The 15367-nt window shown below is 41.9% G+C and carries 14 protein-coding genes; 9 read left to right on the plus strand and 5 right to left on the minus strand.

From position 1 onward, the window contains the following. Window positions 1-138 precede the first annotated feature (138 nt). Both HXT38_RS02250 and HXT38_RS02255 read left to right on the plus strand, forming a co-directional pair. A complete protein-coding gene (locus HXT38_RS02250; RefSeq protein WP_174143335.1) occupies window positions 139-1308 on the plus strand; it encodes a branched-chain amino acid aminotransferase in 1170 nt (389 codons plus the stop codon). Window positions 1309-1450: 142 nt separating this feature from the next. Further along, window positions 1451-2164 carry a trimeric intracellular cation channel family protein gene (locus HXT38_RS02255; protein WP_032842495.1) on the plus strand — a complete coding sequence of 238 codons (714 nt, stop codon included), beginning with the start codon at window positions 1451-1453 and terminating at the stop codon, window positions 2162-2164. Window positions 2165-2255: 91 nt separating this feature from the next. Here the strand turns inward: HXT38_RS02255 and rpsT are convergent, their stop codons facing one another. Further along, window positions 2256-2516 (minus strand): 30S ribosomal protein S20, encoded by a 261-nt coding sequence (gene rpsT / locus HXT38_RS02260; protein ID WP_004106518.1) that lies wholly within the window; start codon window positions 2514-2516, stop codon window positions 2256-2258. 722 nt (window positions 2517-3238) lie between these two features. On the opposite strand from rpsT, the gene lepA reads away from it, so the two are divergent. The 3 genes from lepA to HXT38_RS02275 are packed head-to-tail and all read left to right on the plus strand — an operon-like array spanning window position 3239 to window position 6951. Continuing rightward, window positions 3239-5119: a translation elongation factor 4 gene (lepA, locus tag HXT38_RS02265; protein WP_032842496.1), complete on the plus strand. Its 1881-nt coding sequence runs from the start codon at window positions 3239-3241 to the stop codon at window positions 5117-5119. After that, complete coding sequence (hemW, locus tag HXT38_RS02270; protein ID WP_004119123.1) at window positions 5116-6438, plus strand: radical SAM family heme chaperone HemW; 1323 nt, start codon at window positions 5116-5118, stop codon at window positions 6436-6438. The genes lepA and hemW overlap by 4 nt, the downstream gene beginning before the upstream one ends. Before the next feature lie 57 nt (window positions 6439-6495). Then, the gene (locus HXT38_RS02275; RefSeq protein ID WP_004106523.1) at window positions 6496-6951 is read left to right on the plus strand and encodes a hypothetical protein; all 456 of its coding nucleotides are present in this window, start codon (window positions 6496-6498) and stop codon (window positions 6949-6951) included. A gap of 380 nt (window positions 6952-7331) precedes the next feature. On the opposite strand, the gene HXT38_RS02280 is transcribed toward HXT38_RS02275, so the two are convergent. The 4 genes from HXT38_RS02280 to HXT38_RS02295 form a co-directional block, all read right to left on the minus strand. Beyond that, on the minus strand, window positions 7332-7781 hold the full coding sequence (locus HXT38_RS02280; RefSeq protein ID WP_064340324.1) for a Panacea domain-containing protein: 450 nt from the start codon (window positions 7779-7781) through the stop codon (window positions 7332-7334). A gap of 118 nt (window positions 7782-7899) precedes the next feature. Next, a complete protein-coding gene (locus HXT38_RS02285; protein WP_101886060.1) occupies window positions 7900-8832 on the minus strand; it encodes a LysR family transcriptional regulator in 933 nt (310 codons plus the stop codon). Window positions 8833-9014: 182 nt separating this feature from the next. Then, window positions 9015-9665 carry an HAD family hydrolase gene (locus tag HXT38_RS02290; protein ID WP_004119121.1) on the minus strand — a complete coding sequence of 217 codons (651 nt, stop codon included), beginning with the start codon at window positions 9663-9665 and terminating at the stop codon, window positions 9015-9017. A 98-nt stretch (window positions 9666-9763) separates the two neighbouring features. Beyond that, complete coding sequence (locus HXT38_RS02295; RefSeq protein ID WP_421791988.1) at window positions 9764-10876, minus strand: ADP-dependent NAD(P)H-hydrate dehydratase; 1113 nt, start codon at window positions 10874-10876, stop codon at window positions 9764-9766. A gap of 472 nt (window positions 10877-11348) precedes the next feature. On the opposite strand from HXT38_RS02295, the gene HXT38_RS02300 reads away from it, so the two are divergent. The 4 genes from HXT38_RS02300 to HXT38_RS02315 all read left to right on the plus strand — a co-directional run bounded on the left by HXT38_RS02300 (window position 11349) and on the right by HXT38_RS02315 (window position 15254). Then, the gene (locus tag HXT38_RS02300) at window positions 11349-12530 is read left to right on the plus strand and encodes a metal ABC transporter substrate-binding protein (protein WP_004106533.1); all 1182 of its coding nucleotides are present in this window, start codon (window positions 11349-11351) and stop codon (window positions 12528-12530) included. A 144-nt stretch (window positions 12531-12674) separates the two neighbouring features. Next, entirely contained in the window at window positions 12675-13397 is a 723-nt protein-coding gene (locus HXT38_RS02305; RefSeq protein WP_004574322.1) for a metal ABC transporter ATP-binding protein, read from the plus strand. 6 nt (window positions 13398-13403) lie between these two features. Beyond that, complete coding sequence (locus tag HXT38_RS02310) at window positions 13404-14360, plus strand: metal ABC transporter permease (protein WP_004574321.1); 957 nt, start codon at window positions 13404-13406, stop codon at window positions 14358-14360. Then, window positions 14361-15254, plus strand: a complete 894-nt coding sequence (locus tag HXT38_RS02315) for a metal ABC transporter permease (protein WP_004574320.1) — start codon at window positions 14361-14363, stop codon at window positions 15252-15254. The last annotated feature ends 113 nt before the right edge of the window (window positions 15255-15367 follow it).

Here is a 15367-nt window from a genome sequence, read left to right on the forward strand (position 1 = left end):
TATTTTAAAGCATATTTTTTGAAATATTTCTTAAGATATTTTGGCGTGTAAGTTTTGCGAAAAACAAGAATCGTATTAATCTATACGTTAATTGCGGTAAAAGGCAAGTAGAAATAATCCACATAGAAAAGAGACATAATGGCTGATTTAGAAGTAGCTCCAGAGTTTTCTGACGCTTATGAGTCTTATGATCATAGCGATACAGCTCTGTTGAACAAATTGGCTGGCAACTTTGAAGTTCTGCCGAATGATAATCCAGTTTCGGATGCAAAACGCAACGAACTTATTGATAAGCCTGCTTTCGGTCAGATTTTCTCCGACAATATGGTTCATATGTCTTGGACTAAAGGTGAAGGATGGTCTGATCGTCGTGTAGAGCCTTATGGTCCATTGAAAATGGATCCAGGTGCATCTGTGTTGCACTATGCTCAGGAGTGCTTTGAAGGTTTGAAGGCTTATAAGCGCGCCGACGGCTCTATTTGGCTTTTCCGCCCAGATATTAATGCTGCTCGTTTCCAAAATTCTGCTAAGCGTTTGTATTTGCCGGAACTCTCTATTGATGATTTTATTGGATCGGTTGCAGCCTTGGTAAAGCGAGACAAGCAATGGGTTCCGAGCCGTCGAGAGTATACGCTTTACATGCGTCCATTCATGTTTGCTTCCGAGCCGTTCCTCGGTGTGCGCGAAGCTCACGAAGTTGAATACTGTGTTATTGCTTCTCCATCCGGCCCATACTTCAAGGGTGGTTTGAAGCCTGTTAGCATTTGGGTTGAAGATCAGTGGTTCCGCACTGGTCCTGGTGGTACTGGTTTTGCTAAGTGTGGTGGAAATTATGCAGCTTCCTTGCTTGGTGAATACAAGGGTATTGAGCATGGTTGTGAGCAAGTGTGCTTCGTTGATGCTGCAACTAAGACATATTTGGAAGAGCTTGGTGGCATGAATATGTTCGCACTCCACAAGGATGGCCATTTGGAAACTCCATCTCTTACTGGCAGCATTCTTCCTGGCGTTACGCGTCGTTCTTTGATTCAGCTTGCTGAGGAAGCAGGACATAAGGTTGTTGAAACCATGATTCCTCTTCAAGGGTTGCTTGACGATATTCGTTCTGGCGAGGTTACTGAAGTCTTTGCTTGCGGTACTGCTGCAATCATTACGCCAATTGGTCGTTTTAAGTCCGATGAATTCGATCTTAAGGTTGCCGATGGTGGCGTTGGTGAGTTAACTCAGGATTTGCGCGATGAGTTACTTGGCATTCAGCTCGGTGATGTCGAAGATAAGCATAACTGGATGTGGAAAGTTTGCGACTAATTTATATAAGTTAGTTAATATTATCTCATCTAATGTTGCTTATGGCGCGTTGTACTCTATATATTTAGATATCGTATAGAGTACAACGCGTTTGTTTGTTATACACGTAGTGTTTTGGCGAATTTATTTGAAGGGAAATGCTTTGGAAGGTGCGTTAGGGGATAACGTCTTTTTTCTTATAGTTGAGTATGTTGCTATGGGATGTTGTGGCATGGTTGGCGGCATGTGGGCTATTCGTAAGAATTATGATGTTTTTGCGATTATTACTACGTCTTGGATAACTGCATTGGGTGGCGGTATTGTTCGTGATGTGTTGCTTGGAGCATTGCCGCCTGTTGGTATTGCTGATCGTGGTTTTGTTATTACAGGTCTGCTTTCTGGTGTTATTGTGGCTGTTGCTCACCCTGAGATTGATAAATGGCGTTGGCTTATGCTTACGCTTGATGCCTTGGCGTTGGGTCTGTTTGCTGTGAATGGCACAGCAAAAGGTTTGGATTTTCACATGTCTGGTATGGCTTCAGTATTTTTAGGAATGGCAACTGCTTTGGGTGGCGGTTTGATTCGCGACATGATTTTGAACCAAGTTCCTGTTATTGTGCGAGATAAGCATTGGTACGCTTTACCTGCTGCTCTTGGATGTGTATTAACTGTTTTTGTTGTAAAAGCAAAGCATGCAGGTTACTTTGGTTTAACTGTTGAAATATTGCTTGATGTTCTTATTGTTGTTCTTGTTGTTGCAATGCGCTTGTTGTCTGTGAAACTAGATTTAACTTTATTTGGAGCAATGAACCGCACGGAACCTATTAAGGTTAGACGTCCTCGTATTCGTCGTATTAATAATCGTCGTCACCGCTAATATTGCATACGATGATAAAAATAATCCCCAGCACCGATTGGTACTGGGGATTTTCCTTACATGCTGTGTTATGCAGTTATCTGCACAAACTTCACAGAGCGTTAATCGCTACAGCAAGACCAGACTTGCGGTTTGCAGCCTGATTCTTATGAATCACGCCACGACCTGCAGCCTTGTCAAGCTTCTTAGCGGCTACTGCGAAAGCGGCCTGCGCTGCAGCCTTATCACCAGCGGTGATGGCTTCGCGAGTAGCACGAATAGCGGTCTTCAAAGCAGACTTTACTGCTACGTTACGCTTATGTGCTTTCTCGTTAGTGAGAACACGCTTTTTCTGCGACTTAATGTTTGCCACTGTTACTCCAAACGACGTTTGCTATATAAGGACATACAAATAGTAAGTGTATCATGCTTATTAGATAACGTTATTCGTTTCTATTGTTCGTTTTGGGATTTCCTCCTCAATGTGGCGCGAGTTTTGGGGGATTTCTCTCCTCGCACGTCCCGTCCTTCGTGCGCTCTGGCTGCTAAAAGAGCTTAGTGTGTTCGTCTTTCTTTAAAGAATGTAGCTTCTCAGTCCTCTTTTAGTGCTCGTAGAGAAATCCCCCAAACTCTGCGTGTTTAATCTTTAATAACCGTGTTAATCGCAGAGATTTTTCGATTTTTCTTCTTCGCTTGGCGAATCAGCAGCCTGCGGCTCTGCGCGACGACCTGCCTGAGCGCTTAAAGCGTAGCGCGCGAAGGCAACTCGGAGCGGAAACTCGCTTAAGTTGGAAGTCCAGTGGACTTCCAACGCGAGTTTCGTAGCAAGCGCGTTACCCGCGCGAGCGTCCGCGCTCAGTGCGAAAAATCTCAAATCTCTACCACGTGAATACTTACTTAACTGATAACGACGAATATTAAGTCAAATAAGCTATTAGTTTTTTGCGTAGCGTTATTTTGTATTGTCAAAACTCAATAAGTGCTAAAAATATTGATTTATATTATAAAATAGGGTAGTAGAGTTGGTAAGATTAATTACTTGCGTAGCTTACGCAATTTAATACTATCCGCGTATTTAATAAGGAGATGCTTGCTTTGATTACACCGCATAACCAGCCAGGATTTACGGATCAATCGTTGATACGCAATTTCTGCATTATTGCGCATATAGATCACGGCAAGTCCACTGTAGCAGATCGCATTTTACAACTTTCAGGAATCGTGCCAGAGCGTGAAATGCGAGACCGTTTCTTGGATCGCATGGATATTGAGCAAGAGCGCGGTATTACTATTAAATCGCAGGCTGTTCGCGTTCCTTGGACTTTTGAAGGCAAAGAGTATTCGCTTGGAATGATTGATACTCCTGGACACGTCGATTTTACTTACGAAGTTTCGCGCGCGTTAGCAGCATGCGAAGGTGCGGTGCTGTTGGTAGATGCAACCCAAGGCATTGAAGCGCAAACGCTTTCTAATCTTTATATGGCAATCGACCATAATTTAACGATTATTCCTGTTCTTAACAAAATCGATTTGCCTAGCGCTGAACCAGATAAGCATGCTGAAGAAATAGCTGGTTTAATTGGTTGCAAGCCGGAGGACGTGTTGCGCGTTTCTGGTAAAACCGGCGAAGGTGTTAAAGACTTACTTGATCAAATTGTGCTGGAAGTTCCAGCCCCAAGCGGAAATCCTGATGCTCCTGCTCGCGCTCTTATTTTTGATTCAGTATACGATTCGTATCGCGGAATCGTCACCTATATTCGTATGGTTGATGGCGAACTTAAGTCGCGCGAAAAGTTGCATATGATGGGAATCGGCATGACGCACGATCCTATTGAAATCGGCGTTATTAGCCCAGATATGACTCCAACTAAGGCGCTTGGAGCCGGAGAAGTAGGCTATGTAATTACAGGCGCAAAAGACGTGAGTCAATCTAAAGTCGGCGACACCATTACCAGCGCTATAAATCCTGCATCTGAGCCTTTGGATGGTTATCGCGATCCTAAACCTATGGTTTACGCAGGTCTTTTCCCAATTGATAACGCGCAATTCCCGGATCTTCGAGATGCTCTCGACAAGCTAAAACTTAACGACGCTGCTCTTATTTACGAGCCAGAAACCTCGGTTGCGTTGGGCTTTGGTTTTCGTTGCGGATTCTTGGGTCTTCTTCATATGGAGATTGTTTCCGAGCGTTTAAGCCGAGAGTTTGGCTTGGATCTTATTTCCACTGCTCCTAACGTAACTTATGACGTTACTAGCGAAGATGGTAAAGAGCATCATGTAACGAATCCTAGCGAGTTTCCAGAAGGCAAGATTAAGCGCATTATTGAGCCAATGGTTGCTGCCGATATTATTACGCCGAAAGAATTTATTGGTGCTGTAATGGATTTGTGTCAGGAACATCGCGGAGAAATGGGCACAATGGAATATATTAGTGCCGACCGCGTGGAGATGCATTACAGGATTCCTCTTGCAGAAATCGTTTTTGACTTCTTCGATCAGCTTAAAAGTCGCACAAAAGGCTACGCTTCTCTCGACTACCATGAAGACGGCGAGCAGTCTGCGGATCTTGTGAAGGTTGATATTCTTATTCAGGGAGATAAGGTTGACGCTTTTAGCGCAATTGTGCACCGCGATAAGGCTTATTCTTACGGCGTTATGATGACGAAGAAGCTTCGTGGACTTATTCCTCGACAGCAGTTTGAAATTCCAATTCAAGCTGCGATCGGCTCTAGAATTATTGCTCGCGAAACTATTAGCGCACTTCGAAAAGACGTGCTCGCTAAATGCTACGGCGGCGATATTACGCGTAAACGTAAGCTTCTCGAAAAGCAGAAGGCTGGTAAGAAGCGTATGAAGATGCTCGGCCATGTTGAAGTTCCTCAAGAAGCGTTTGTTGCTGCATTAGCTACAGACGAGAGCGCAAACGATCGCGATACTAAAGATAAGATTCGTGCAGCACAAAAGTCCGAGGGATGAGTTTAGAGTTGGATGCTGAATTAAATAAATCAGCTATGCAAACTAAAAGTATGCCTTTTGAAGTGTACGTGCATGTGCCGTTTTGTTTGCGTCGTTGCGGTTATTGCGATTTTAATACGTATACTGCTCGCGATTTAGGAGAGGGAGCAAGTCGCGAAGGGTACGCGGATGTTGCGATTCGTGAAATGCAACTCGTAAAAAAATGGCAGGAATATCACGGGATTTTCGAGCCTAAAGCGCAATCTGTTTTCTTCGGCGGCGGCACTCCAACAGTTCTTAAAGCGCGCGACTTAGTGCGAATTTTGCAAGAAATACGTAACTTGTGGGGATTGAAAACTGGAGCGGAAATAACTACTGAAGCAAATCCGGATACTGCAGATGAAAAGTATATTGAGACGCTTGCAGAAGGTGGATTTACTCGAATATCTTTTGGAATGCAATCGGCTGTTCCGCATGTTCTTAAAACTCTTGACCGTACTCATACTCCAGAAAATGTAACTCGCGGTGTAAACGCAGCAAACGCATGTGGCTTGCGTTCAAGCGTTGACTTGATTTATGGAGCTCCGGGGGAGAGTTTAGACGATTGGCGAAAGTCGGTAGAAATGGCTTTAAGTCTAGGCGTTAACCATATTTCTGCATACGCGCTAACGGTAGAGCCGCGTACAAAAATGGGCCGTCAAATCGCTGCTGGCACTATTCAAGCGCCAAATGATGATGATGAAGCCGCAAAATACGAGTTGGCAGACGAACTTTTTAACTCTGCTGGATTACAATGGTACGAGATTTCTAATTGGGCGCGTCCTGGTTTTGAGTCTCGTCATAATCTTGGCTACTGGCGAAATATTGATTGGGCTGGAATTGGTCCTGGAGCACATTCGCACTACAATGCTGCAAATCACATTAGTAAACAAAGCATGGATGATAGTGCTTCTTTAGCTAATACAAGTGAGTTTTATAACCTTCGCTCATGGGATATTTTGCACCCAAAACATTGGGCTCATGCTATTAACGCAGGAAACGTGCCGTGGCAAAACTACGAGTGTATAAATGCTGAAGACGCGCTTATTGAAGAGGTAATGCTTGGGCTTCGCATTAAAGAAGGGCTTGATATTTCGCAATTGTGCGAAAAAATGCGCGAAACTAATAAGGTGTTCGATGATTCACATTTGCAAAAAGTGTTACGCGAAGTGTGTAAGGAAGATTTGGCAGTGTTGCACGAAAATCGCATTATCGCAACACGCAAAGGTAGGCTGCTCAACGATTTATTAATAGAAAGAATTGTTGACGCGTGTGAAGAAGGTATGACCGTGCTAAAATAATGCGTATTGTGTCATAAATGCTTGATATAAGAAAATTCAATGTAGAAAGGAACAATCATGGCAAACCGCAAAGAGCGTCGCGCGAAGGAAAGGCAGAGCCGCAAAGGGATTCCTTCTCAATATGATGAAACAAAAGGTCGCGCTCGCGGAGGCATGATTGACGAATACAATTTACAAGAACGCTCTAGAAGACTTCAAGAGAGGGGAACTGGTCCTTGGAAGCCAACGTCTAACGTGACAGCTGAGGAGGAGAGATTGGCTCGCAATGTTAAGCGATCTCAGGTTGGCGATGATACTTGGAATGTTGTTCGTAAAGTTGTTGGAGTGTTTTCCTGGGCTGTGATTTTGCTTTCAGCGCTTGCTTTCTTGGTGATTATGTGGCTTCCTAATCAGCCTATTGTGCTTGTTGTGGTAGTTTCTGTTTTGTTTGCATTAGGCGTGTTTGGCTTGTTCTTTAGCTTTAGTAATTCTAGGCAGAATCCGCGCCTTGACGAGCACGGCACTGCGATTTAGATGTACTTATAAAATAAGAATGTTTTTAATAATTAAGGCGGGCACTTGCTAATAACAACGTGCTCGCCTTAGTTATTTGTGTGCGCTCCGACCTGCTTTCGCGCTTAGAGCGTAGCGCGCGAAAGCAACTCGGAGCGGAAAGTCGCTTAAGTTGGAAGTCCAGTGGACTTCCAACGCGAGTTTCGTAAGCGAGCGCTTATTCCTCACGGCTATTGGTAGCCGTTCGGCTGATTTGGCATGTGAAGCACACCGTGCTTCACAATTGAGCCAAATCACGCTTTGAAAGAGCTTGAAATCCTGTTGATTTCAAGCTCGGCCAAAGCGCGCGAGCGCATACTGCGTTACGGTCTCTAGTTGGCGCTCTTCGGACATTCGCGCATTTACACAATAGGATGCTTAATGTAGTAATCTCGCATTGACTTCTTGGAAATTATTTCCTCGCTGCCTTGATTTGCAGATATGCCGATTCTCGCGCGAATCCACGGATCTTCTTTATGTGTTCTTTCGCTGAGCTGATTTCCTGTAAGATTTCCAAGTTTTGCGCACACTTCCTCTATAATCTTCACCTGCTCATATTCTAAAGTTGCGCATCTTTCTGGAAGAGAAATCAGTAGTTCCTCTTTGCGAATTGTGAATCTTCCTCGATGCCTGTTAAATAATTCCAATGAAACTGGACCGTTCGTCCAAGCTTCAAAATCTTCCGGAAATAGCGACAATCCAGTTGTAGCTAAGCTGTGCGCTTGAGAATAATACACAAGCTTTTGCAGCTTCATAGTTGTCATTGGCCCCATAATTTCCAATATTTTTGCCGCTACGTTAATAATACCCATCGCGCACCTCCTTTTTCTCTGCAACAAATTAATAGCGATTTTATGAATGGAAAAAGTGAGCGTCAATTCGATTAAAGAAATGTGGACAACTTTTATTATGCGTAGTTTTTGGCTTGCGTTAATTTTGTGAATCTATAAGCGCGTAGCCATGTCTTACAAGCACAGATTTAAGTTGCGTAAGATAAGCGAGTGAAGCTCTTGAAAGCTTCGTGCGCTCGTTGGTAATCCAGCCAACAAGCATAGTGTCATCACATTCAAGCGGAATAGTGACGATTTTTTCATTGTTTAAATCGCCGTTATCTATTCCAGTGCAAACAGTATAACCATTCAACCCAATAATAAAGTTTAAAATGGTAGCGCGGTCAGAAACGTTGATTTTTTTCGGTGGGCGAGTAGGCCAAACAGCCTCTTCTGCGAAGAAGAAACTTCCTTCTTCTCCCTGTTCGTATTGAATAAACGGGTACGGTTTTAAATCTTCCAAGCTCAAGCTTTTTCGCACTGCAAGCGGATTATTTCTAGAAAGAAAAACATGCAATTTTGCACGGAAAAGCGGGTGGAACTCCAAATGTTTTTCACGAAGCAGCTTGCCGATTACATCCTTGTTGTAGTCAGAAAGATAAAGAATTCCAAGGTCTGCGCGCATATCGCTTACTTGCTTAATAATATTTTTTGTGCGTGTCTCGCGAATTGAAAACTCGTATTCATCAGAATGAATACTGCGAATCATATCGACGAATGCTTCAACGGCAAACATATAGTGTTGTGTTGCAACGCTGCATAATTGTGGGCGAGGCTTCGTACTTTTGTATCGTTCTTCAAGAAGATCTGCCTGCTCAATTACTTGTCGAGCGTACGTCAAAAATTCCGCTCCATCAGCTGTTAATGCAATTCCTTGAGTGGACCTAGTGAAAATTTCAATGTTAAGTTCTCTTTCAAGCTCTTTTACAGAAGAGCTCAATGCTGGTTGTGAAATATATAGTGCTCGTGCTGCTTCGTTCATTGAACCGCAGTCAACGATTTTTACAATATATTTCAGTTGTAGCAAAGTCATACGAGCTTCTTTCGTGAGCTAAAAGTTACGATAATCATCAAAAATCACATAAATGAACCGCTAACGAATCTAGCAAAAGGTATAGGCATAACTTAATTTTTAGTTGCCATAACCATAGTTTCACATAACCATAGTCTCATACATGATCTTAGTAATATAAGCTAAATATTTAAGCAATATTATTAAAGATTTACTCCCACTGAAGCTAAATCCTTACGCGCCTGCTCTGCGGTTGTAAAAACAAAGCCATGCATGCCAACTCTATGAGCTCCATCAATATTTGCTGGTTTGTCGTCGAAGAAAACAGTTGTTTGCGGATTCAATCCAAATCTACTTATAGCAAGTTCAAAAATTTCCGGTTCTGGCTTATGCAAATGCTCAACACCGGAAATAATAGTTCCTTGTAAAAGAGTAGAAAGTTCTGGGAATTTACGTAAAGCAAGTGGGAAAGTTTCTTTAGACCAATTCGTTAAGCCCCACACGCCGTATCCAGCTTTACGCAGATCATGCAATAAATCAACCATTCCAGGCATCATGCGCGTCAAAACTTGGTCATAATGAGCACAATACCAACGGAAAGCTTCAGCAAGTTCGCTTCCAAAGCGACGTTCGTATTCAGGCATAAGATCTTTCAAAAGCTCGCCGCCATCCATGCGGTCCTCAAATTCATAGAACCCGGCTAAATCGTTCTTTCCAAAGCTTCCATTAGGGCAAATAGTATCAACTAAATTCGGGAATTGCTTTTGCAAACAGTTTCGGCAATTCCATTCGAGTAGAACTTTGCAATAGTCAAACATAACGTCATGGATTTCAATATTTTGTGCGTTAGTCATTTGTTTCTACTCCTTCTATTTTGTTTCATACGTTATTTTACATTTGCGTATTTTGTTTCATGCGTTAATTTTGCACGCTATTGATATTATTCTGCGCGCTACTTTATATTAATAAGAATCCCAAGAACATGCGGTAATGCATTTATAATGTCGCTTGCCACAATTGGATGTTCCAAAGTTAAAGCATGCTTTGATTTCACTATGTCTTGCACTAGTTGAGTGTAATTGTTTCCTCCGCTACTGCGTGATGCAAATACTGCGCAAATTCCATGAATCACAGCTGCGCTCGCTGCAATAAGTGCGTAATTTTCGTTATTTGCGTTGTCGTTCTTGTCGGCGTTTTCGTTATCTTTTTCGTACTGTGCTAGCAATGCTCCTAGAATTCCTGCTAGCACATCTCCTGAGCCTGCAGTTGCTAGCCAAGATGGAGCGTATTGTGCAATATAAATAGGAGAGTGCAGCGATGATGGTGAAGCAACTGCTGTTGTTGCGCCTTTAAGAAGCACAGTTGCTCCAGTAAGATTTGCTGCTTTTTGAGCGTAGTGTGTTGGGTTGCTAGATATTTGTTGTGCGCTTACTTCTAAATCATATCTAGTAAAAAGCGAGCTTAATTCTCCTGCATGAGGTGTGAGAACTACTTTTTCGCAAACTTGTTTTGGTAGTAAGTCTAATGCTCCAGCATCTACGCATATTGGCGGAAGATTGTTATTTAATTGCGTTTCAGCGTTGTCGTTTTCGTTGGAGTATTTTGCAAGTATGCTAGCAATGTATTTTCTTTGAGATAAAGCAGTTTCGTCGTTGCAATGGCTTTCGTCTGGTATGCCGCATCCAACTGTTATTGCGTCTATTTTTCCGTTTAATTGTTCAGATGCTACTACCTCAGGCGATGCTTGCAATACTAAGTTTTGTGCGCGAAGAGGACCTGAATAACGAACCATTCCAATATTTGCATGTATTGCAGCGCTTGTACTTAACACTGCTGCTCCGGGATAGTCGTTTGAACCGGTAATTACGCCTAGAACACCTCTTGAATATTTATTATCGCTTGCGTGAGGCGTGCGCAATGGTGTGGAAGCAAGATGAATATCTACTGATATTTCATTAGTTGCAGAGTTTTTATCGTCAGTGCGTGAACTGTCGGGTTTTGCAATGTAATTCATACCATCTGTATTGCCAAACATAGTATTAAGTGTAATTGCTGTTAAGCACATGCAGAGTTGGCTAAACATGTGTATTATTGTCTAAACTTATGTATTGTTACAATTTGTAAACATTTTGAAAATATTTGTAATTTTTTTGTTATTCTGCGTGTCGTGAGTGTTACGGCGTGTCGCTACTAGTTTTGCGTAAAAAATAAACAAAAATGCCTGATTAATAAATTTGTTCAAATGTTATAATCACATTTATTTTTTCGTTGGTATATTAACGTTTTTTAATGCAAGATAAAGCAGAAAGTAGCACGGTCTTTTTTGAAATTTTGCATTATAACAGATGGAAAAGTCGCGAAACGCATTTTTGCAAAAATAATTATATTTTTTCACATTTTTTATTGACCGTCACGCATATTTTTCTTATGCTATAAGCGTTATTGCGAATGATTATTTTTTTCATGAATAGCTTTCATGAGTACCTCTCACAATCAACCCATGCAATAACAGTTAAAGATTCCCGAAAGGAACGAGTGTGAAAACTTCACGAATTTTCGCAACTGCAGCTGCGGTTGCATTATTAGCAACTTCTATGGGTGCTTGCGGCTCTGCAAAAAATGCCGAAAATAAGGCGAAGGGCAATCAAGTAAATGTAGTGGCAACTACAACTCAAATTTGCGATTACGTAACTCAAATCGCTTCAACTGCTGACGCAAAATCTGGATTGAGCCTCAATAAGACTGATTCTCAGGGCAAGAAGTCTGTAATCGGAGCTCCTCAAGACAAAGCAAAGTCAACAATTAATTTGACCTGCTTGCTTGCGCCAAACGCTTCTGCTCATGAGCATGAAATGACTCCAGCTCAATCTAAAGCTCTTTCTAAGGCTGATTTGATGCTCGTTTCTGGTGTAGATCTCGAGCACTTCTTGGATCAAGCTGTGAAAGCTACCGGTTTTAAGGGCACTATGGGTGTAACTTCCGGTATTCTCACTGCTGATGAAATCAAGGATTCAAAGGCTGAGGCTGCTAAGGAAAAGGATCTTCCATACAAGGTTGATCGCGGTATCGCTAAGGTGCATGCTGAAAAGTGGCCATTCCCTCCAGAAGAAGGCGAGAAGGAGCCTGAATTCCAGTACGATCCACATATTTGGACCAGCACGAAGAACACGATGATTCAGGTTAAGAATATCGGTTATTTCCTCGGGAAAGCTCTTCCTAAGAGCAAGTCTATTTTCGATGAGCATGTTGAAAAGTTCGTTAAGTCTTTGACTGATTTGGATGCTTGGGCAACTAAAGCTTTGAATAGTGTGCCACAAAAGCATCGTGTTCTTTTCACTTCTCACGATGCCTTTGGCTACTTCTCTCGTGACTACAATGTGAAGTTCATTGGTGCAGCACTTTCTGATTTCAACAGCCAGCAGGATGCTACTGCAGATCATATTCAGAAAGCTGCAGAAGATGTCAAGAAGTCCGGAGCTGTTGCGATTTTTGCTGAGAATTCTAACAATTCCAAGTCTATCAAGGCTGTTGCTGCAGCAGCAGGAGTAAAGGCTGTTATTGGCGACGACGCACTTTATGGAGATTCGCTTGGACCAGTCGGATCTGCCGGAGAAACTTACATCGGTTCCATTGTTCACAATGTTGAAACATTGGTGAAAGCTTGGAATGGTAATGTTCCTGAACTTCCAGATTCAGTTAAGACTGCATTGAAGAAGTGACATATAAATAACAGTAAAAATAATAGTATCGTAACAGTAACTTTAATAGCGAAAGTTTAATAGCGAAAGCAGGAAGTTACTGTTACGAATACTTATTAATAAACTGAAAAGACTGGAAATATAGTGAATAAGAGCGTCCTTGCAATGAAAAATTGCGACCTGGCATACGGTTATAAAACTGTAGTGACTGGTATTAATGGCAGTGTGCAAGCCGGGGAAGCTTTGGCTTTAATAGGTCCAAATGGTTCTGGAAAAACAACGTTTTTGCAGGCTATTATTGGTATCGTGCGCGTAAGTCGCGGTGAACTGAAAATGCCTAAGGCTTTGTCTATTGGATATGTGCCACAGCAGGTTGATTTGGATTTAACATTCCCTATTACTGCACGGCAAGTTGTTGCAATGGGCTTAAGTAGACAGACAGGTTTTCTTGGATTGCTTAAAAAAGATCAGAAAAAAGCTGTTGAGGATGCTCTTAATCATGTTGGTTTATTAAATCGTGCAGATGTGCGATTTGGTGACCTTTCTGGCGGTCAGCGCCAACGCATTCTTCTTGCGCGCGCTATTGTTGCAAAGCCAACGCTTATTTTGCTCGACGAACCTTTTAATGGTCTTGATGAACCGAATCGCCGAGAACTTCTTAATATTATGAAATCAGCAAAGCAAGAAGGTATTGCTTTTGTTGTGTCTACGCATGATTTAGTTATTGCAGATGCTATTTGTGAAAAAGCGCTACTTTTAGCTGGCAAGCAGATTGCTTTTGGTGCGCTTAAAGAAGTAATGACTAAAGAAAATATTACTCGCGCATATGGTGGAAGCATGCCTGCTGCTTCTGCAGGTCTTACTTTTTCGGAAATTGCGGAAGGCTGATTTTCAATGCTTGCCCAATTAGTTGAGTCATTAAGAGAAGCTCTGGAACCAATTCCAGGTTTTGATTTTATTGCTTCTGCTCCTTATATTTTTCGCCCGTTCTGCTTACTTATAGTTCTGTCTATAGCTAGCGGAATCGTTGGTGTATTCGTGAACTTGAGATGTGCTGAATTTAATGCGGAAGCTATTGTGCATGGCATATTTCCTGGAATTGTTGTAGGCGCTTTGTACGGTGGCATAGATCAAATTATTCCTGGTGCTGCAATTTGTTCAGTATTTTTAGTTGCTGCGTTAGTGTGGGCTTCTCGTTCAGCTCGCATAAATGAATCGATTATCGCAACTGTTTTAACTACTTTCTTTGCTCTTGGTGTAGTAATTTCACTAAAAAAAGGTGATATGTCAGGTCAGCTCGAAGCGTTGATGTTTGGTAGGCTGCTTGATGTCACTGATGAGCGAATGACTCAAGCAATGTGGATTTGCTTGTTTGCAATTATTGTGCTTTTGGCAACTTGGAAACAGCAGATTATTGTTGCTTTCGATCGAGCAAGTGCTCCATTAATGGGAGTGCATACTCTTTTTGTAGATATTGTTCTTAACGTTGGTATTGCTGCGGTTGTTGTTTCTGCATCTTCAGCTGTTGGCGTTCTTCTTGTGATCGGATACCTTATTATTCCAGGAGCTAGTGCTCGTTTAGTGTCTAGAACAGTTGGGCGCATGGTTGCAGTTGGTATTTTTGTTGGTATTGCTGGAGTTGTTCTTGGTATGTACGTTATGAATTTGGAGCTTGATCATCCTATTTCTCCTCAAGCAGCAATTGCATTAAGCATGTGTGCAATGTTCGTAGTTGTGCTTGTTGTGCGCTGGCTGTTCCAAGTTATTTCATCTATAGTTTTTGCGCATAAAACTCATACAAGCGATAGCGATATGCAAGTTTTAGCAAAATCTTATAAAGGTAGGGCATAGATGGTAAGTATTTGGCAAATTATCGCTCTACCTATAGTTGAAGCAATTGTTGTAGGTGCTCTATGCGGTTTTGTTGGCTCTCTTGCTCTTCTTAATCAGCGAATATTCTTTACTGAATCTATTACTCATGCTGCATTTCCTGGAGCAGTATTAGGTGTAGTTTTAACTTCTGCTTATACAATAGATCAAAATATTTTGTCGCTTGGGCTTTTTGTTGGTGCTGCTGTTGCGTGCGTTGTACTTTCCTTAGTAATGTATGCACTTTCGCATCTTAAAGGCATTTCTTCGCAAGCTGCAGCTGGCATTACTTTAACTGTCGGCTTTGCTAGTGGATACTTTTTAAATAAGTGGTTTGCTCCATTGCCATTGCGTATTGAGGGATTTTTAACTGGATCATTGCTTAATTGCACTCCTGCAGACGTGATTTCAGCCTCTGTTGCTTTCTTACTTGTTTTGGGATTATGGGTTTTTAATTCTGCTAATCTTGTGCATTGCTCGTTTGACCCTATTAATTACCGTGCTGCAGGCGGAAGATCAGGTTTTATACAGGGCATGGTTCTTGCTTTGATTATTATTACTGTTTCCGTTATTATTCCAGCAGTTGGTACAGTTGTTTCAGTATCTCTTATTGCTGCTCCTGCTGCAGCATTAAAGGGAAGAATTGCTTCTATAAATAAATTCGTGCTTGCATGCGTAATTACTGCTGTTTCGATTGCTTTAATTGGACTAGCTTTGGCTGTAATACTGAAACTTTCTGCCGGCGGCACTATTGCTATCGTAGCTGGAGCTTTCTTCTTAATAGTCAAGATTAGTGAAAGCATTTTTATAAAAATTAATGATTTTTCATCAAGATTGCATGCAAGGCGAGAAAAAGTAGCCGAAAACGCTATTTAGCAAAAGTTCCTTAAAAGTCGCTCTGTTGTCCTAGAATATCAACGAATTGCGCGTGAAAAATGCGCGCGATTGACGTCGTTTTTTGCGCGTTTTATTTATGTTTTAATCGCGTA

It is taken from the genome of Gardnerella sp. DNF01157, from assembly GCF_049244225.1.
Lineage (GTDB): Bacteria > Actinomycetota > Actinomycetes > Actinomycetales > Bifidobacteriaceae > Bifidobacterium > Bifidobacterium leopoldii.